We start from the raw sequence: 18,398 nt of genomic DNA on the forward strand, positions 1-18,398 counted from the left end.
GTGACGAGCCGCGGTCGCGAAGGCGACGTCCGATCGCGACGGATGCGCGATCCTGCGACGCCGGCAGGGCGCATCCTCGGATCCGGTCGTGCAGGCGTCGCACGATCGTGCAGACGGTCGCGTCAGGACAGCGGCTTGACCTCCAGCGCATCGAAGGAGTCGCCCGCACGGACACCCGCGAACGCCGTGTAGCCGTCGGCGGCGGCACGCTCCAGCAGGGCCTTGAGGTTCTTCGTGCGCCGCTCCAGCCGCACCCGGGCGCCGCCCGCGATGAGCGCCGCCTTGTGGGCGACGAGCTCCGCCACCGGGACGTCGGCGTCGTGCACCAGCACCACGGCCTGGGCCGCATCATCGTCGGCCGACTCCAGCAGATCGACGATGCGCTCGAAGCCGATCGAGAAGCCGACCGCGGGCACCTGCTGACCGAGGAAGCGTCCGATCATGCCGTCATAGCGACCGCCACCACCCAGCGAGTAGGTCACGGAAGGGTGCGCGAGCTCCATGATCGTGCCCGTGTAGTAGCCCATGCCGCGCACGAGGAACGGGTCGAACTGCAGCGGGATCGGGTCGATCCCCTCCGCGGCGGGGCGTGCGGCCGCGACCGCCTCGCCGAGTCCCACGAGGTGCGCGACGAGCTCGTCCGGGGCGTTCTCGGGCAGCGCCTTGCGGATCTGCCGTTCGCCGTAGGGGTTGTACTCGAGCGTCTGCGGGCGGTGCAGGAACGCCTCGAACGCATCCACGGCCGCGGCGGTGGCGCCGCGCTCGCGCAGCTCGGCGACGATGCCGTCCGCACCGATCTTGTCGAGCTTGTCGATCGTGATGAGCACGCCGGGGCGCTCGTCCTGCGCGAAGCCGAACGCGTCGAGCATCCAGTCCAGCGCGCGGCGGTCGTTCACGCGCACCGTGCCCCCGGTGAGGCCCAGGGCGTCGATCGTGTCGAGCGATGCGACGATGAGCTCGGCCTCGGCGCGCGCCGAGTCGTCCCCGATGATGTCGATGTCGCACTGCACGAACTGGCGGTACCGGCCCTTCTGCGGGCGCTCGGCGCGCCAGACCGGACCGATCTGGATCGAGCGGAACACCCCGGGCAGCTGACCGCGGTTCGTCGCGTAGAAGCGGGCGAGCGGGACGGTCAGGTCGTAGCGCAGGCCGAGGTCGCTGAGCGCGGCCGGATCCTCGGCCGCCGCGGCGATGCCCTCGGCGTCGAGACCTCGGCGCAGGATGTTGAACGAGAGCTTCTCGTTGTCGCCGCCGATCCCTGCGTGCAGGCGGTCGTACTCCTCGACGACGGGCGTCTCGATCTCGTCGAAACCATGCGCGCGGTAGCGCTCGCGGATGACGGACAGCACGCGCTCACGACGTGCCTTGTCGGCGGGGAGGAAGTCGCGCATCCCGCGCGGAGGATTGACCGTTGCCACGGAACCATTCTTCCAGGTCCGTCAGACCGACTCGGATCCCTCCGCGGCCCGCACCTCGTCCTCGAGGATCCTGATCCGCTCGCGCAGCGCACGCTCCGCGTCCCAGCCGTGGGTGCGAGCCGCCACGACGAGAGTCAGCAGCTGGTCGCCGAGCTCGGCCTCCGTGAGCGCAGCGGGTTCCGCAGGAGGCGCGGGAGTCGGGCCGACGATCGCCGGCGGCTCCTCCTCATGCCCGGACGCGGACGGATCCTCGGGGACCAGGACCTTCGCCTTCGCGGCCCTGCCCAGGATCTTCTGCGCGCGGGCGAGGGCGGGCATGCCGGGCGGGATGCCGTCCAGCACGCTGCGGCGCTCGCGCTTCTCGGCGGCCTTGGCCGCGTTCCAGTGCACGAGCACCTCTTCCGGCGTGCGCGCGATCGCATCGCCGAACACATGCGGGTGGCGCCGCGTCATCTTCTCGGTGAGCGTACGGGCGACGTCGTCGATGTCGAACGGATCCGCCGGATCCTGCGCCGCGATCGCCGCATGGAACAGGACCTGCCAGAGCAGGTCGCCGAGCTCTTCGCGCAGCTCCGTACGGTCGCCGCGCTCCACCGCGTCGATGAGCTCGGCCGACTCCTCGACGAGGTACGGCACGAGTTCGCGGTGCGTCATGGCCTGCGACCACACGCACTTCTCTCGCACCTGTCGCATGACCTCGGCGGCCGCGCGGAGCGGATCCTCAGTGCTTCCCGGGTCCATCGTGCCGCTCATCGAAGAGCTCCTCTCGAGCCGTCGGGGTCCGCACCTCGTCCGTGTGCGCCACCCAGAGGTCGTCATCGTCGCCGAAATCCTCATCGGAGGCGCCCGCGGCGCGGTGCACCTTCGCCCGCCATGACACCAGCACGGCGCCGACGAGGAGAGAGACGATCGATCCGAGCAGCACCGCCAGGATCGCCTCGTCGCGGACCTCAGCCTGCTTCGCGAACGCGAGATTGGCCAGCAGCAGCGACACGGTGAATCCGATGCCGCCGAGCGCACCGGCCGCGAGCAGGTCGGGGAACCGGATCGCCGGCGGCGTGCCGCGCGGACGGATCCGCTGCGCGACGAGCCCGAACAGTGAGATGCCGAGCAGCTTGCCGACCGGCAACGCGACGAGGATGCCGAAGAAGGCGGGCGACAGCGCCGACAGCGGCACCTGCGGGATCACCACGAAAGCCGCGACGAACGCGAACAGCGGCAGGACCAGGCCGTTCACCCACGGCTCCAGCGCGTGCCGGGTGCGCTCCGATGCGCGCGGCGCCATCACGAGCCCGAGCATGACTCCGGCAATCGTCGCATGCACGCCGGAGAGGGCGAACAGGGCCCACGCGACGACGCCGACGACGATCATGAGCGCCACGATGAGCGGATCCAGGCGCCGGCGTCGCTGCAGCGTGCGGCTGAGCACCGCGAACACGATCACCGCCACGATCCCCAGTCCCAATCGCAGCAGATCCAACCCGTCGGCGAACAGCACCGCGATGAAGACGATCCCGACGATGTCGTCGAGGATCGCGAGGGCGAGCAGGAACACGCGCACCGCGGACGGCAGACCGCGCCCGAACACGGCGAGCACGCCGAGCGCGAAGGCGATGTCGGTCGCGGTGGGGATGGGCCAGCCCGTGGCGCTCGGCCCGCCACCCGCGATCACCAGATACACGGCGATCGGGACCAGGATGCCGCCGGCCGCGGCGATCGCGGGCTGGACCGCCGCGCGCAGGCTGTTCAGCTCGCCGCGGGTGAGCTCGAACTGCAGCTCCAAGGCGACGACGAAGAAGAAGATCGCGAGGACCCCGTCGGAGACCCAGTGCTCGACCGAGAGGTCGAGTCCGGTGCCGGGCACGGCGAGGTGCGCGTCGAGGATCCCGGCGACCGCATCATGCGAGGGCAGGTTGGCCAGCAGAAGTCCGAGCCCCGCGGCCAGGAGCAGCAGGATCGCGGGGAACTGGGCGGAACGGAGAAGGCGAGTCGTGCGGCTCATCCCTCCCACCGTATCGCGCGCCCATGACGGCGACGAGAGCCAGGGCGCGCGGGATGGCATACCGCTCCCCGCGGAACGTCACGCGGTCGTCGCGCCGACGGCATCGGTTTACGCTCGAACCGTGACCCCCGACACAACCCATACTGAAGCCATCCGCATCGTCGGCAGGTTCGAGGCAGGGCGCGAGCTGCCCGAGGCGATGCGCGCCGATGTGCGCATGCTCGGCGCGCTGCTCGGCCAGGTCCTGCGCGAATCCGGCGGCGACGATCTGTTCGACGACGTCGAGCGCCTGCGCCAGGCCACGATCGAGGCCTACACCGACGAGTCCGCCGAGGCCTTCGACCGCGCGACCCGGATCGCCGAGGAGTTCTCGGTGCAGCGCGCAGACGAGGTCGCCAGAGCCTTCACCGCGTACTTCCACCTCGTGAACCTCGCCGAGGAGCACCAGCGCGTCCGCGTGCTCCGCGAGCGCGGCGACGACCCCACGTCCACCGACACCGTCGCCGGAGCCTTCGCGCAGCTGAGCGCCGAGGTCGGCGAGGACGAGGCCCGCCGCCGCCTCGGCGCGCTGCGGTTCCACCCCGTGTTCACGGCGCATCCCACCGAAGCCCGCCGCCGCGCGGTGTCATCCAGCATCCGGCGGCTCGCCGACCTGCTCAGCGCGCATGACGCCGCGGCCGAGGGCGGCCCCGAGGCGCACCGCGCACGTCGGCGCATGCTCGAGGAGGTCGACACCCTCTGGCGCACGGCGCCGCTGCGCGCCCAGAAGCCGGCGCCGACCGATGAGGTGCGCACGGTCATGAGCGTCTTCGACGAGACGCTGTTCACCACGGTGCCGCACGTGTACCGCCGCATCGACGACGTGCTGCGCGGCGACGAATCCGGTTCCTCCGCCCCCATCGTCCCCGCCTTCGTGCGCATCGGCACCTGGGTCGGCGGCGACCGCGACGGCAACCCGTTCGTCACGGCCGCCGTGACCCGCGAGGCCGCGGCGATCGCGGCCGACCACGTCCTGCGCGGACTCGAGCGCGCGATCGAGCGGATCGGCCGCACGCTGACCCTCGACGCGGAGGGCACGCCGCCCTCCGCGGAGGCGACGGCGCTGTGGAGCGCGCTGCAGACCGCCCACCCCGACGTCGCGGGCGAGATCGCCACCCGCTCCCCCTCCGAGCCGCATCGTCGGATCCTGTTGCTGCTCGCGCACCGCGTCGCGGTCACCCGTCGCGGGGACGAGGGCGGATACGAGGATCCGGAGCAACTCCTCGCCGAGCTTCGCACCGTGCAGTCGTCGCTCGTCGCAGCCGGCGCGCACCGGCATGCGTTCGGCGGGATACAGCACCTCATCTGGCAGGTGGAGACGTACGGCTTCCACCTCGCCGAGCTGGAGGTGCGTCAACACTCCCAGGTGCACGCGCGCGCGCTCGCGGAGCTCGACGCCGCGGGCGGATCCGGATCCCTCAGCGCCGAGACCGAGGAGGTGCTCGCGGTCTTCCGCACCGTCCGCGAGATCCAGCGCACCTATGGCCCCCGCGCCGCAGGTCGCTACGTCGTCTCGTTCACGCAGTCCGCGCAGGACCTCGCGAACGTGCATCGCCTCGCGCAGTACGCGTGCGGAGACGACGGGCCCGTGCTCGACGTGGTGCCGCTGTTCGAGACGTTCGCCGACCTGCAGGCCGCCCCCGGGATCCTCGCCGAGATCGTCACGCACCCTGCCTTCGCGGCGCGGCTTGCTGCGACCGGCCGCCGCCTGGAAGTCATGCTCGGCTACTCCGACTCGTCGAAGGACGTCGGTCCGGTCGCGGCGAACCTCGCCCTCTACGAGGCGCAGGCGGAGATCGCCGCCTGGGCGCAGCGCGAGAGCATCGAGCTCACCCTGTTCCACGGCCGCGGCGGCGCCCTCGGCCGTGGCGGCGGGCCCGCGAACTCGGCGATCCTCGCGCAGCCGCCGCACTCGGTCGACGGGCGGTTCAAGCTCACCGAGCAGGGCGAGGTCATCTTCGCCCGCTACGGCGAGCCCGCGATCGCGATGCGGCATATCGACCAGGTCACCGCCGCGACCCTGCTCGCCTCCTCCCCCGGCGTCGAACAGCGCAACAGCGCCGCCGCCGAGCGGTTCGCCGACGTCGCCGCGACCATGGACCTCGCCTCACGCGAACGCTTCTTCTCCCTCGTGAAGGCGCCGGGCTTCGCGCCCTGGTTCGCCACGGTCACACCCATGGAGGAGGTCGGCCTGCTGGCCCTCGGGTCCCGCCCCGCGCGTCGTGGGCTCTCCGTCGAATCCCTCGAGGACCTCAGGGCGATCCCGTGGGTGTTCGCATGGACGCAGGCGCGGATCAACCTCGCCGGCTGGTTCGGTCTCGGCACCGCGCTCGACGCCGTCGGAGACGAGGAGCTGCTGCGCACCGCGTACCAGGAGTGGCCGCTGCTGCGCACTATGGTCGACAACGTCGCGATGAGTCTCGCGAAGACGGATCCGCGCATCGCCCGCCGCTACCTGGGCCTCGGCGACCGCGACGACCTCGCTGGTCTCGTCCTCGAGGAGATGGAGCTCACCCGCTCCTGGGTGATCCGCCTCACCGGTGGCGAGCGTCTGCTGGAGAACAAGCCCATCCTGCAGCGCGCGGTCGCGATGCGCAGCCCCTACGTGGACGCGCTGTCGCTCCTCCAATTGCGGGCGCTGCGCGGCCTCCGCGATGCGGATGAGCAGGCTCCCGCGCCGGATCCGGAGCTGCAGCGTCTGCTGCTCCTGTCGGTCAGCGGCGTGGCCGCGGGCCTGCAGAACACGGGCTGATCCGGGCTTCTCGCGGGGGGTTCACACGGCGCAGGGCGGGCGGCGTGCCGGGTTAGAGTGAGGAATCCGCCGCATCCGGCTGTCTGCGCACGACACGATCACCCGCGCTCCTCTCCGCATCCCCCTCTGAAAGCACCCGAGTGACCGACACCATCAGCGACCCCGTCAACACCGACTTCCATCCCCTCTCGACGCTCGCCCAGCCCGTCTTCGACGACGTCCTCACCCTGAACCCGCACGAGCCGGAGTTCCATCAGGCCGTGCACGAGGTGCTGCATTCGATCGGGCCCGTGCTCGAGCGGCACCCCGAGTACGTCGACGCCGGGGTGCTGGAGCGCCTCGTCGAGCCGGAGCGCCAGGTGATCTTCCGTGTGCCATGGGTGGACGACAACGGCAAGCTGCAGGTGAACCGCGGCTACCGCGTGCAGTACTCCTCCGTGCTCGGTCCGTACAAGGGCGGCCTGCGCTTCCACCCGTCGGTGAACATCTCGATCATCAAGTTCCTCGGCTTCGAGCAGATCTTCAAGAACGCGCTCACCGGTCAGGGCATCGGCGGCGGCAAGGGCGGCTCGAACTTCGACCCGCACGGCCGCAGCGACGCCGAGATCATGCGGTTCTGCCAGTCCTTCATGAACGAGCTGTACCGCCACCTCGGCGAGCACACCGACGTCCCCGCGGGTGACATCGGCGTGGGCGGCCGCGAGATCGGTTATCTGTTCGGCCAGTACCGCAAGATCACCAACCGTCACGAGTCCGGCATGTTCACGGGCAAGGGCATCGGCTGGGGCGGCGCTCAGGTGCGGACCGAGGCCACCGGCTACGGCGCGGTCTTCTTCGCGCAGGAGATGCTGGCCGTGCACGGCGAGTCGCTCGACGGCAAGCGGGTGGGCGTCTCCGGATCCGGCAACGTCGCGATCTACGCGATCCAGAAGGCCGCGCAGCTGGGCGCTGTCGCGGTGACCGCGTCCGACTCCTCCGGATACGTCGTCGACGACGCCGGCATCGATGTGGACCTGCTGCGCCAGATCAAGGAGGTCGAGCGCGGCCGCATCGTCGAGTATGCGAACCGCCGGCCGAGCGCCCGTTTCGTCGAGGGCGGATCCGTCTGGGAGGTGCCGGTCGACATCGCGGTGCCCTCCGCGACGCAGAACGAGTTGGACGGTGCGAGCGCCACCGCCCTGATCGCGAACGGCGTGCGCGCCGTCTCCGAGGGCGCCAACATGCCGAGCACCCCGGAGGCCGTTGCCGCCTTCCAGGACGCGGGCGTGCTGTTCGCGCCCGGCAAGGCCGCGAACGCCGGCGGCGTCGCGACGTCCGCGCTGGAGATGAGCCAGAACGCGGCCCGTCAGCGCTGGGGCTTCGACGACAGCGAGCAGAAGCTCCGCGACATCATGGCGGACATCCACCACGCCGCGTTCGACGCCGCCGAGCGCTACGGCGTTCCCGGCGACTACGTCGCCGGCGCCAACATCGCCGGCTTCGAGCGGGTCGCGAACGCGATGCTCGCCCAGGGCGTGATCTGAACCGCACTCCGATCGGGGAAGCGCCGGCCCGCCTCGAGCGGACCGGCGCTTTCGTCTCGGACGCGCTCAGCGTTCCGCAGACGGTGCGCGATCATGCCCGTCGGCGACGGGCGGGCGCACCGCACGGTCGCCGGTCGACCGGCTCGCCGCCCAGGATCCCAGCGTCCGCAGCGCGTCGGATGTCCTCTCGTCGGCGGCCGTGTACGTCACGAGCATGAGTCCGGGCTCATCGGGAAGGGTGAGCGTCTCGTAGTCGAGGGAGAGGCGCCCGACCTCCGGGTGGTCGACGAGCTTGCGACCGTGGGTCTTCACGACCACCTCCTGCCGCGCCCATTCCCGCACGAAGTCATCGCTGCCGATGGTGAGCTCACCGATCAGCGCCGCGATCTCCGGGGCGTCGGGGAGCAGACCCGCCATGCGGCGCAGGTGGGCAGCCGTCTCGCGGGCGACCTTCGCCCATTCGGGATAGTACGAGGGTGAGGTCGGATCCAGGAAGACGTGACGGGCCATGTTCCGTGGCTCGTCGGGGAGCGCGATGAGGGCCTCGCCGAGGAGGTTCGTCGCCAGCACGTCCATGGCCGGCCCCAGCACGAACGCCGGCACCTGGGGCATCGCCTCGAGCAGCGCGCGCACCCCGGGCCGTGCGGCGGGAGCCGAGGGAGCCCGGGGCGCCGGCGCCACGGCATCCGGCCGCGCGAGAACCCGGAGATGATCGCGCTCCACCTCGTCCAGGCTCAGCACGCGCGCGATCGCGTCGAGCACCTGGTCCGACGCCGCCCGCGCCCTGCCCTGTTCCAGACGAACGTAGTAGTCGGGACTGATCCCCGCCAGCAGCGCGACCTCCTCACGACGCAGCCCCGGCACGCGCCGCCGGCCACCCGCGGGGAGACCGCGCTTCTCCGGTGCGACCCGTTCGCGCTTCGCGCGGAGGAACTCGCCGATCTCCGATGTCATGGTCCCAGTATCGCGGCCGCGCGCCGGGCGAGGGGGGTCCTGTCAGACCCAGGTTCATCGGAGCGTTCCCACCCCGGCGCCGCCTTCGCAGGCTGGTGCTCATGAACACCGAATTCTCCCTCCCCCTGTCCGGACGCACCGCTCTCGTCACCGGTGCCGGCAGCGGCATGGGCGCGGCCGTCGCCGCGCACCTCGCCGCCCTCGGCGCCTCCGTCGCCGCCCTCGGCCGCCGCGAGGATCGACTCGTCGCCGTCGCCGAGGCCTCCGCAGAATCCGCCGGACACGTGCTGGCCGTGCCGGCCGACATCACCTCGGATGCCGACGTCGAAGCCGCGGTCACGCGCATCCATGCGGAACTGGGGCGCGTCGACATCCTCGTCAACGCCGCCGGCGTGATGCTGCCGAACCCTCTCGCCGACGGTCGCGCCGACGAGTGGGGTCGCATGATCGACACGAATCTCACCGGCCTGCTCCGAATCACCCGCGCCGTGCTGTCGGACCTTGTGGAGGGAACCGGATCCCGCGACATCGTCAACATCTCGTCGATCGCCGCGCACGCGGTGTTCCCCGACTACGCCGTCTACGCCGCGACGAAGGCCGCCGTCACCGCACTCTCCGCCATGCAGCGCACCGAGATGGCCCGGCACGGCGTGCGGGTCACCAACGTCGAACCCGGTCTCACCTCGACCGAGCTCGGCACCCACATCGCGAACGAGCGGCTGGGGGCCGAACTCGCCGCCATGTTCGACGCGATCGAGGCGATCTCCGCCGATGACATCGCCGATCTGGTCGACTTCGTCGTGACCCGCCCCGCGCACGTGAACCTGCGCCAGGTCGTCGTCCTGCCGACGCAGCAGGCATGATCCCGGCCCGTGCGGTCTCCGCACCGGCGGGGACCGCACGGACTCACCAGCCCTCGGAGAGCACCCGGTCCAGCGCTGCCACGACCACATCCGCGCTGGACGCCGTCAGGCACAGCGGAGGCTTGATCTTGAGCACGTTCGAGCGCTCGGAGGTCGTGAGCACGACGACGCCCAGCTCGCGGAGCCGCTCGCAGATCGCCGCGGCCTCGGCCGCCGCGGGCACCATGCTCTCCCGGTCCCGGACGAGCTCGACTCCGAGATAGAGCCCTTCGCCGTGCACCGGGCCGATCAACGGATGGCGCTCGGCCAGCGCGCGGAAGCCTGCAGCCAACTGCGCCCCCACGACGCGGGCGTTCTCCTGCAGCCCCTCGGCCGCCATCGCGTCCAGCACCGCGATGCCGACGCGGCAGCTGAGCGGGTTCCCTCCGGCCGATGAGAAGAACTGCCCCTGGGCGGACAGCGCGTCGGCCACCCGCGTCGACGTGATCACCCCGCCGATCGGGAAGCCGTTGCCCATCGGCTTCGCGATCGTGATGACGTCCGGCACGACGCCGGACTGCTCGAAGCCCCAGAACGAGGATCCCATCCGCCCGAACCCGACCTGCACCTCGTCGGCGATGCAGAGACCTCCCGCCGCGCGCACCCTGGCGTAGGCGTCGACGAGGTAGCCGTCCGGCAGCAGCACACCGCCCGCGTTGCCCAGCGCCGACTCGCAGATGAAGCCCGCGACGGGACGCCCCTCCTCGGCGAGCCGGTCCAGGTCGGTCCCCAGGTCGGCGGCATACCTCGGCCCCGTGCCCTCCCCGCGGTAGGTGCCGCGGAAGCGGTTGGGCACGTCCGCGACGTGCACCCAGTCCGGACGCGTGGCGAGCGCATCGGGGTTGTCGTAGGCGCTCGTCGTGACGGCATCGCTGGCCATCGTCCACCCGTGATAAGCCTCACGCAGCGACACCACGGTCTTCCGTCCCGTGGCGGCCTGTGCCAGCCGCAGCGCCAGGTCGACGGCCTCGGAGCCGCTGTTCACCAGCAGCACCGTGTCCAGAGCGTCCCGGTCGGCCCCGCCGCGGCGCGCCTCGTCCGGCAGCAGGGCGAGCAGACGCTCGCTGTATTCGGCGAGCTCGCGGTACAGGAATCGGGAGTTGGTGTTCAGGATCCGGATCTGCCGGTTCACCGCGTCGGCGACGCCCGGATGACCGTGCCCGAGACCGGTGACGTTGTTCACCATGTCGACATAGGCGCGCCCCGTGGTATCGACGAGATGGTGCCGCCAGCCGCGCTCGATCTGCGGCGGGCGCTCGTAGTACCGTTCCTGGGCGCTCGCGAAGATGCGCGCCCTGCGCGCGAGCTCGGCGGGCGCCTCATCCGACTGCGCGAGGGCGGGCAGACCGAGCCAGGGCGCCGGGTCGGTGCTGAACCGGCGCCAGGCGGGCACCACGTCCGGGACGACGAGCGCAGCGTCACCGGCGTCCGGGATCGTCCCCGGGGCGTCGCGGTGCAGAATCGAGACCACGACGGCTCTGGCCGTCGTGCCGTCCGGGACCCAGCTGAGCCCCTGCCCTGCGACGACCTCGGTGCCCTGGTCGGGAGCGGATTCCGTGCCGCGGATCTCACAGACCCACCCGTCGCCGAACGCGATCCGCACCGTGCCGTACCCGGAGCCGTCGATCCGTCCGGACACCGGAGCGACGAGCAGCAGCCGTCCGCCGGCAGGCAGGTGGATCGTCGTCCCGATCGGCCAGGTCGGCGCGGCGTCCGCACTGTCGACGCGCGAGCGGGTGAGCCGGTAGACGCCGTAGGGCATGACGGCTGCGGCGGCGCCGCCGTCGAGGGCGGTGCGGACGAGGGTCTCCTCGGCGTCGGACGAGAGCCATGCCCCACCGGCCAGGTCCTCGGACTCGACGCCCGGATCGAGGATCACGACCTCGCCGTCGAGCCCCGGCAGCAGCGATGCCAGCGGCGCTGCTCCGGCCTTCGCCGGCGCGGGCGCCGGAACGTCTGCTGGGACATCGAGACGGTCCTGCACCAGCTCGACCACGGTGGCCAGTCCGATGCGGGTGGCCGCATCGAAGATCGCCTGTTCTCCGGCGATGCGCTCGCGGGCGTAGTCGTTGCCCCCGTCGATCTCGAGCTGACGCCAGCCGCTCGCCACGAGCAGCGCGGCGCGCAGCACGACGAGCGGCCAGACCGCGCGCGCTTCTGCGTCGCTGAGCGGTGCGGTGGCGTGGAAGGCCGCGATGGTCTCGAGCACGCGCAGCGGCCGCTCCGGCTCGTGATGCAGCATCGATGACGCGCACACCGCGAGCTCGGCGACGCGCCAACCGAGGCCCAGATCGCCGAGGTCCAGCACGGTGCGCGGGTGCAGCCGGGAATCCGCGCCGCGCTCCCCCATGACGTTGTCATCGGTGAGGTCGCCGTGGATCGGCTGCACGGGCAGGTCTGCGGCGACGGCCCCCAGGAGGCGTTCGGCCTGCGCGATCGCCCCCTCGACGCGCCGACGCAGCTCCGGCTCCCCGATCGACGGCAGCAGACCGCGTGCCTCCTCGGCCGCGACCCGCATGTCCCACATCTGCGGACGGTCGAGGCCCGGATGATCCAGCGCGGCGAGCGCGTTCACCGACGCGGCGGCGAGGGATCCGAACTCCCGCAGCACCACCGGCGCGAAGTAGCCGGCGTCGACCATCGCCTCGCCCTCGGCGAAGGCGCTGCGCCGTACGGAGAACCCCCGCCAGCGCTGGGTGAGAGCGCCGTCGAGGCCCGGCAGCACGGCGGGCACCGCGACACCCGCCGCACGGTAGGCCTCCAGCGCGGCATGCTGCGCATCGCGGGCGCTGTCCGGGAAGACGGGGTTGTCGACGCGCAGCACGCTGCGTGCGCCGTCCGCGGCGGTGAGCAGGAAGTTGCGGTCCTGATTGCTGCCGAGCTCGGAGGCGGTGACGGTGATGCCCCAGAGCTCGCGCGCGATCACGACGGCGTCGGGCGCGGTGACATCGGGGCGCACGAGACCCCGGGCCTGCTGTTCTTGCACGGCGTTCCTTCGTCGAGAGTGGGAGGAGGATCCGGTCAGAGCGCGTGGTCGTCCACGTGCCGGGCGAGCGAGCGGGCGTAGCGCTCGGTCAGCTGCACCATGAGATCCGGCGTCGAGCGGTCCACGCCGAAAACGTAGCCGGGGAAGTCCAGCTCGTGCTGGGCCTCCCAGATCTGCTCGTGCCGTTCCGGCGAGAGGATGCGCACCGGATCTCCGACCGCGACCCAGCCGATCGGCACCACGGTCTCCGGTGGCAGCGTCGTGCGCAGGTGCACGACGGCGTTGATGCGCACCTCGCTGCGCTCGCCGATCACCGCGCCGTTGAAGATGCGGGTGCCGGTGGCGAGGAACACCTCGTCGGCGATCGTCGCGCCCGAGATGCTCGCCATCGGACCCACCAGCACGTGATCGCCGAGGTGCACCGGGTTGGCGGCTGTAGCGCGGATGAGCGCGTTCTCCATCACGATCACGTGCTCGCCGAGCGTGATCGGGCCGCCCTCCGCGGTGATGACGGCGCCGTGCAGCACCTGGCAGTTCTCGCCGATGGTGACGTCACCGGAGATCACGGCGGACGGTGCCACGACAGCCGTGTCGTGGATGCGGGGCCGAGCCCCGAGGTGCTCGTAGATCATGTGACGAGCGTAGTGCTGCGGCCGCCGATCGTCAGGCTCCGACGGGCGGGAGCAACCCCTTCGCCGCGGCCATCGTACGGGCGACGAGCAGCGCCGGATCCAGGATCTCGCCCTCGGCGATGAGACGGTCGAGTTCGGAGAGCGGGATGCGGACGGCCCGCACCTGCTCGCTCGGGTCGCCTGCGGACGCGCGGCCCGCGTGCACTCCGGGTGCGAAGAACAGGTGCGTCGCCCAGACGCTCCGTCCGGGATTGGCGAAGAAGGTGTGCAGCGGGATCAGCTCGGCCGCGACGACGCCGAGCTCCTCCTCGAGCTCGCGTCGTGCCGCCTGTTCCGGGAACTCGCCGAACGCGCCTGCGCCGCCGGGAAGATCCAGGATCCAGCGATCGATCGGATAGCGGTACTGCCGGGCCAGCAGCAGTTCGGCGCCGTCCTGCACGAGCACCGCGACCGTGAACGGCACGCTGCGGTCGACCTCGAACGTGGTGTGCTCGCCCGTGGGCAGCTGCACGTCGTCGACGTCGATGCGCACCCTGCCGCGATGCGCCTCGCGGGTCGAGAGCCAGCGCCAGCGGGGATCCGCGGCCGGTTCCGGGCGCACCCGCGAGCGCCGCGTGGGCTCGGGCGCCGAGGCGGAGCCCACGACCAGGACGGGATCCGTCTTTCGCGCCTTGGACCGCGGACCGCCGACGTCCGCGGGCAGCGCCGATGCCACGGCGGGCGCACCCGCGGGCTGCACCTCCTGCCGGCCCCGCATCAACTGCTCCCGGACGAGGGCGCGCCCCTCTGCCGCCGACAGCGCGCGGTCGCGCCGCCGCGGCGCGGAGAGCTCGGTGCTCACGACGCAGCTCCCGCAGCGACGGCCGCCTCGGCCGGTGCGGACGCCGGGAACAGCGCCGTCAGCAGCTGGCCCGTCCACTCGACCGGATCCGCCTTGTCCGCACCCGGCATGGGCACCACGAGCGCCTCTCCCCCGCCGACGAGCTTGGCCTGCGGATAGAGCCGCTGCAGGCGCACCTTCATCGAGTCCTCGAAGCGCGCCGGCGCGACCCGCAGGTTCGACCCCATCGCCACCACGTCGGTGAGCCCGGCGCGCGCGGCACGACGCCGCAGCCGCGCGATCGCGACGAGGCCCTCGACCTCCGCCGGCGGTGCGCCGTACCGATCCGTGAGCTCCTCGACGACGTGGTCGATCGCATCGTCCGCCGCGGTCGCCGTCGCCGCGCTGGACAGCTTCTGATACGCCTCGAGTCGCAGCCGCTCGCTGTCGATGTACGAATCGGGGATCCGCGCGTCCACGGGCAGCTCGAGGCGCAGCTCGGCGCCGGTCTCGGTCTCCTCGCCGCGGAACGTCGCGACGGCCTCTCCGATCATGCGCAGGTACAGGTCGAAGCCGACGCCCGCGATGTGGCCGGCCTGCTCAGCGCCCAGCAGGTTGCCGGCGCCGCGCAGCTCGAGGTCCTTGAGCGCGACCTGCATGCCGGATCCGAGGTCGTTGTTCACCGCGATCGTCTGCAGCCGGTCGGCCGCGGTCTCGCTCAGCGGCTTCATGTCGTCGTAGAGAAAGTACGCGTAGGCGCGCTCACGGCCGCGGCCCACGCGCCCGCGGAGCTGGTGCAGCTGGCTGAGGCCGTAGCGGTCGGCCCGATCGATGATGATCGTGTTGGCGTTCGAGATGTCCAGGCCGGTCTCGATGATGGTCGTCGAGACCAGAACGTCGAACTTGCGCTCCCAGAAGTCGTCGACCACCTGCTCCAGTTGGTGCTCGCCCATCTGTCCGTGCGCGACGGCGATCCGCGCCTCGGGGACGAGCTCGGCGAGCTCGCTCGCGATGCGCTGGATCGACTGCACCCGGTTGTGCACGTAGAAGATCTGCCCCTCGCGGAGGATCTCGCGCCGGATCGCCGCGGCGACCTGCTTGTCGCTCTTCGGCCCCACGAACGAGAGGATCGGATGTCTGTCCTCCGGCGGTGTCTGCAGCGTCGACATCTCGCGGATGCCGGTGACCGCCATCTCGAGCGTGCGCGGGATCGGCGTCGCGCTCATCGCGAGGATGTCGACGTTGGTCTTCATCTTCTTGAGGGCGTCCTTGTGCTCGACGCCGAAGCGCTGCTCCTCGTCGATGATCATGAGGCCCAGATCCTTGAACATCACCTGGTCGGTGAGGATCCGGTGCGTGCCGATCACCATGTCGACGGAACCCTCCAGCAGACCGTCGAGCGTGAGCCGAGCCTCCTTGTCGGTCTGGAAGCGCGACAGCGGACGCACCTTGACCGGGAAGCCGGCGAAGCGCTCCGTGAAGGTCTCGAGGTGCTGCTTGACGAGCAGCGTGGTCGGCACGAGCATGGCGACCTGCTTGCCGTCCTGGATCGCCTTGAACGCGGCGCGCACCGCGACCTCGGTCTTGCCGAAGCCGACGTCTCCCGAGAGCAGCCGGTCCATCGGGATGGGCCGCTCCATGTCGGCCTTGATCTCGTCGATCGTCTGCAGCTGGTCGGGGGTCTCCGCGAACGGGAAGGCCTCCTCCAGCTCGCGCTGCCACGGGGTGTCCGCGGCGAACGCGTACCCCTTGGCCGCCATCCGCGCCGAATAGAGCTTGACGAGCTCGACGGCGATGTCGCGTACGGCCCTGCGCGCCTTGCCCTTGGCGGCGGCCCAGTCGCTGCCGCCCATCTTCGACAGCTGGGGCGCCTCCCCGCCGACGTACTTGGAGAGCAGATCGAGCTGATCGGTGGGCACGTAGAGCTTGTCGCCCGGGTAGCCGCGCTTGGACGGCGCATACTCGAGCACGAGGTAGTCCCGCGTCGTCTTCACGGCGTTCCGCCCGCCCGACGAGACCTCGCGCTGTGTCATCTCGACGAAGCGCGCGATGCCATGGGTCTGGTGCACGACGAAGTCGCCGGCCTTGAGCTGCATCGGATCCACGACGTTCTTGCGCCGTGAGGCGAGCTTCTTCACGACGCGGGTGTCCCCGCCGATCGTGCGCCCGTAGAACTCGTTCTCGGTGATGACCGCGATCTTCGCGCTGGCGATCTGGAAACCGGACTCGATGGCCCCCGTGACGAGGGTCGCCACGCCGGGATCGGGGGCGTCCGGGAGCGTCTCCACGACCCGGGCCGCGATGCCGCGGTCGGCGAGCACGTCGCGCGCACGATCGACCAGGCCTGCGCCGGAGGACACCAGCACCACCCGCCAGCCGTCGGCGACCCGGCCGGCGGTGAACTCGATCGCGCCGTCGACGTTGCCGTGGAACGACGGGATGGGTGCGGCGCTCACGCCGTCGGCGCCCTGATCGAACGCCGCGTCCTCGGCGCCCGCGTCGAACGCGCTCAGCCGCCACCACACGCCGTCGCGGGCGTGCGCGGCGCTGCGCAGCTCGGCCACGGAGAGGAAATCGCCGGTCTGCAGGTCGATCGGCGCCGAGGCTCCCGCCGTCGCCGCGCTCCAGGCGGCATCGAGGAACTCGCGATTCGTCTCGCCGAGGCTCGCCGCACGGGCGCCGGACCGCTCCGGATCCACGAGGGCGACCGCCGCGTGCTCGGGCAGGTAGTCCGTGAGCGGCACCACGGGACCGGCGACGACCGGCAGGAGCGACTCCATGCCTTCGACCGGGATCCCCTCCGCCATCTTCTGCAGCATCCCGGCGATGCCGGGGAACGCATCGACCAGCGCACCCGCGCGCTCGCGCACCTCCGCCGTCAGCAGCAGCTCGCGGCTGGCCGGCAGGGCGACGCTCGCCGGGGCCGCGGGCAGCGAGCGCTGGTCCGCGACCGAGAAGAGCCGGATCTGGTCCACCTCATCGCCGAAGAACTCCACCCTCGAGGGGTGTTCTGCTGTCGGCGGGAAGACGTCGAGGATGCCGCCGCGTACGGCGAACTCTCCGCGGCGGGACACCATGTCGACACGCGAGTAGGCGCGTTCCACCAGGGAGGCGGCGACGCCGTCGAGATCGTAGCCGCGTCCGCCGACCGCGAGCTCGAGCGGTTCGACGTCGCCGAGTCCCGCCGCGACGGGCTGCAGCGCCGCGCGCACCGACGCGACGACGACGAGCGGGCGCTCCCCCGACCAGATCCGCATCCGGCGCAGGACCTCGAGGCGGCGCCCGACGGTGTCCGGGCTGGGGCTGAGCCGCTCGTGCGGCAGCGTCTCCCAGGCGGGGAAGGACAGGATCTCGGCATCGGGAAGATAAGAGCCGAGGGCCGCGGCGAGGGACTCCGCGCGACGCCCGGTCGGCGCCACGACGAGCAGCGCCGCCGGCTTGCCCGCGGCGGAGCGACGCTCGAGGAGCCCCGCGAGCATCGGCGCGTCCATCCCGGCGCTCGCGAGCAGGTCGGCGTCGGTCTGCGCCCAGGTCAGGGCGTCCCGGAATCCGGACGCCTCCTCTTCCAGAGCGCGGATGATCCCCTGCACAGTCACCGGAAGAGTCTACGTGCCGTCGCCGACACGGGAGCCTTCGATCGCTTCTCGTCGTACGTCGGGTGCCGACCCTAGGATGAACGCGTGACCGATCCGCAGCAGCCCGCCCCCGTTCCGCCGCCCGCCGCGCCGGGATACCCGGCGCCGCCGGTCGCACCGCCCGCCTACGGCGCACCACCTGTCCCGCCGTCCGCGTACGGCGCGCCGCAGCCCGGCCTGCCCACCGGGCAGGCCCCGGCGGGCGCACCCGCCTATCAGGCGCCGCCCGGAGCCTTCGCCGGCCCCGCCGGTGGCTACACCGCCCCCTACGCGCCGCCCTCGCAGCCGGCGAGCGGTGCCGGAATCGGTCGCGTGGCTCTGCTGCTCGCACTCGTGGCCACCGTCGTGCTCACGATCGTCGGCGCCGTGCTCGCGGGGATGATCGGACACGGCATCGGCGCCTCGACGGATCTGACGAGCCTCGAGAACAGGGTGTCCGCCGACGATCTTTCCATCCTGACCCCCGTGCGCGATCTCGTGCTGTGGGTCGAGATCACGTCGTGGACGGCGACCGCGCTGGGCGTCTGGGCGCTCATCCAGGGCATCGTCGCGATCGCCAGACGTCGCGGGCGCGGCCCCGGCATCGCCGCGGTCGTCATCGCCGCGATCGGGCCGTTCGTGTACGGCCTCGTCGGCTACGTGGCCTTCGTCGTCGCGCTCGGCCTCGCGGCCTCGCAGAAATGAGGCACGACCGCCTGCGCCCTCCGGCCCGCGGATCACAGGATCCGGTCCGGG

The 18,398-nt window shown here is 71.7% G+C and carries 12 protein-coding genes; 4 read left to right on the forward strand and 8 right to left on the reverse strand.

The genetic code is table 11. From position 1 onward, the window contains the following. Positions 1-122: 122 nt before the first annotated feature. Genes ACFWCK_RS00360 through nhaA form a run of 3 tightly spaced genes read right to left on the reverse strand, consistent with a single transcriptional unit; the run spans position 123 to position 3,420 of the window. Positions 123-1,391 carry a histidine--tRNA ligase gene (locus ACFWCK_RS00360; RefSeq protein ID WP_378805029.1) on the reverse strand — a complete coding sequence of 423 codons (1,269 nt, stop codon included), beginning with the start codon at positions 1,389-1,391 and terminating at the stop codon, positions 123-125. A 48-nt stretch (positions 1,392-1,439) separates the two neighbouring features. Then, complete coding sequence (locus ACFWCK_RS00365) at positions 1,440-2,171, reverse strand: MazG family protein (RefSeq protein WP_378804042.1); 732 nt, start codon at positions 2,169-2,171, stop codon at positions 1,440-1,442. Continuing rightward, the gene (gene nhaA, locus ACFWCK_RS00370) at positions 2,140-3,420 is read right to left on the reverse strand and encodes a Na+/H+ antiporter NhaA (protein ID WP_378804043.1); all 1,281 of its coding nucleotides are present in this window, start codon (positions 3,418-3,420) and stop codon (positions 2,140-2,142) included. Before nhaA ends, ACFWCK_RS00365 begins: the two co-directional genes overlap by 32 nt. 199 nt (positions 3,421-3,619) lie before the next feature. Between nhaA and ACFWCK_RS00375 the strand changes: the two genes are divergently transcribed. Further along, a complete protein-coding gene (locus ACFWCK_RS00375; RefSeq protein ID WP_378805030.1) occupies positions 3,620-6,211 on the forward strand; it encodes a phosphoenolpyruvate carboxylase in 2,592 nt (863 codons plus the stop codon). A gap of 152 nt (positions 6,212-6,363) precedes the next feature. Beyond that, on the forward strand, positions 6,364-7,734 hold the full coding sequence (gene gdhA, locus ACFWCK_RS00380) for an NADP-specific glutamate dehydrogenase (protein ID WP_378805031.1): 1,371 nt from the start codon (positions 6,364-6,366) through the stop codon (positions 7,732-7,734). A gap of 66 nt (positions 7,735-7,800) precedes the next feature. Here the strand turns inward: gdhA and ACFWCK_RS00385 are convergent, their stop codons facing one another. Continuing rightward, complete coding sequence (locus ACFWCK_RS00385) at positions 7,801-8,688, reverse strand: helix-turn-helix transcriptional regulator (protein WP_378804044.1); 888 nt, start codon at positions 8,686-8,688, stop codon at positions 7,801-7,803. A 101-nt stretch (positions 8,689-8,789) separates the two neighbouring features. Here ACFWCK_RS00385 and ACFWCK_RS00390 point away from each other — a divergent pair, with 101 nt between their 5' ends. Next, positions 8,790-9,551 carry an SDR family oxidoreductase gene (locus ACFWCK_RS00390; protein WP_378804045.1) on the forward strand — a complete coding sequence of 254 codons (762 nt, stop codon included), beginning with the start codon at positions 8,790-8,792 and terminating at the stop codon, positions 9,549-9,551. A 43-nt stretch (positions 9,552-9,594) separates the two neighbouring features. Here the strand turns inward: ACFWCK_RS00390 and ACFWCK_RS00395 are convergent, their stop codons facing one another. Genes ACFWCK_RS00395 through mfd form a run of 4 tightly spaced genes read right to left on the reverse strand, consistent with a single transcriptional unit; the run spans position 9,595 to position 17,624 of the window. Continuing rightward, positions 9,595-12,576 (reverse strand): aminotransferase, encoded by a 2,982-nt coding sequence (locus ACFWCK_RS00395; RefSeq protein WP_378804046.1) that lies wholly within the window; start codon positions 12,574-12,576, stop codon positions 9,595-9,597. Between the two features lie 35 nt (positions 12,577-12,611). Continuing rightward, positions 12,612-13,208: a gamma carbonic anhydrase family protein gene (locus ACFWCK_RS00400; RefSeq protein WP_378804047.1), complete on the reverse strand. Its 597-nt coding sequence runs from the start codon at positions 13,206-13,208 to the stop codon at positions 12,612-12,614. Between the two features lie 31 nt (positions 13,209-13,239). Continuing rightward, complete coding sequence (locus ACFWCK_RS00405; protein WP_378804048.1) at positions 13,240-14,049, reverse strand: NUDIX hydrolase; 810 nt, start codon at positions 14,047-14,049, stop codon at positions 13,240-13,242. After that, a complete protein-coding gene (gene mfd, locus ACFWCK_RS00410) occupies positions 14,046-17,624 on the reverse strand; it encodes a transcription-repair coupling factor (RefSeq protein WP_233310531.1) in 3,579 nt (1,192 codons plus the stop codon). The genes ACFWCK_RS00405 and mfd overlap by 4 nt, the downstream gene beginning before the upstream one ends. A gap of 84 nt (positions 17,625-17,708) precedes the next feature. Between mfd and ACFWCK_RS00415 the strand changes: the two genes are divergently transcribed. Next, entirely contained in the window at positions 17,709-18,347 is a 639-nt protein-coding gene (locus ACFWCK_RS00415; protein WP_378804049.1) for a hypothetical protein, read from the forward strand. Positions 18,348-18,398: the final 51 nt, after the last annotated feature.

The sequence above is a fragment of the Microbacterium sp. NPDC060117 genome (genome assembly GCF_042729315.1).
GTDB lineage: Bacteria > Actinomycetota > Actinomycetes > Actinomycetales > Microbacteriaceae > Microbacterium.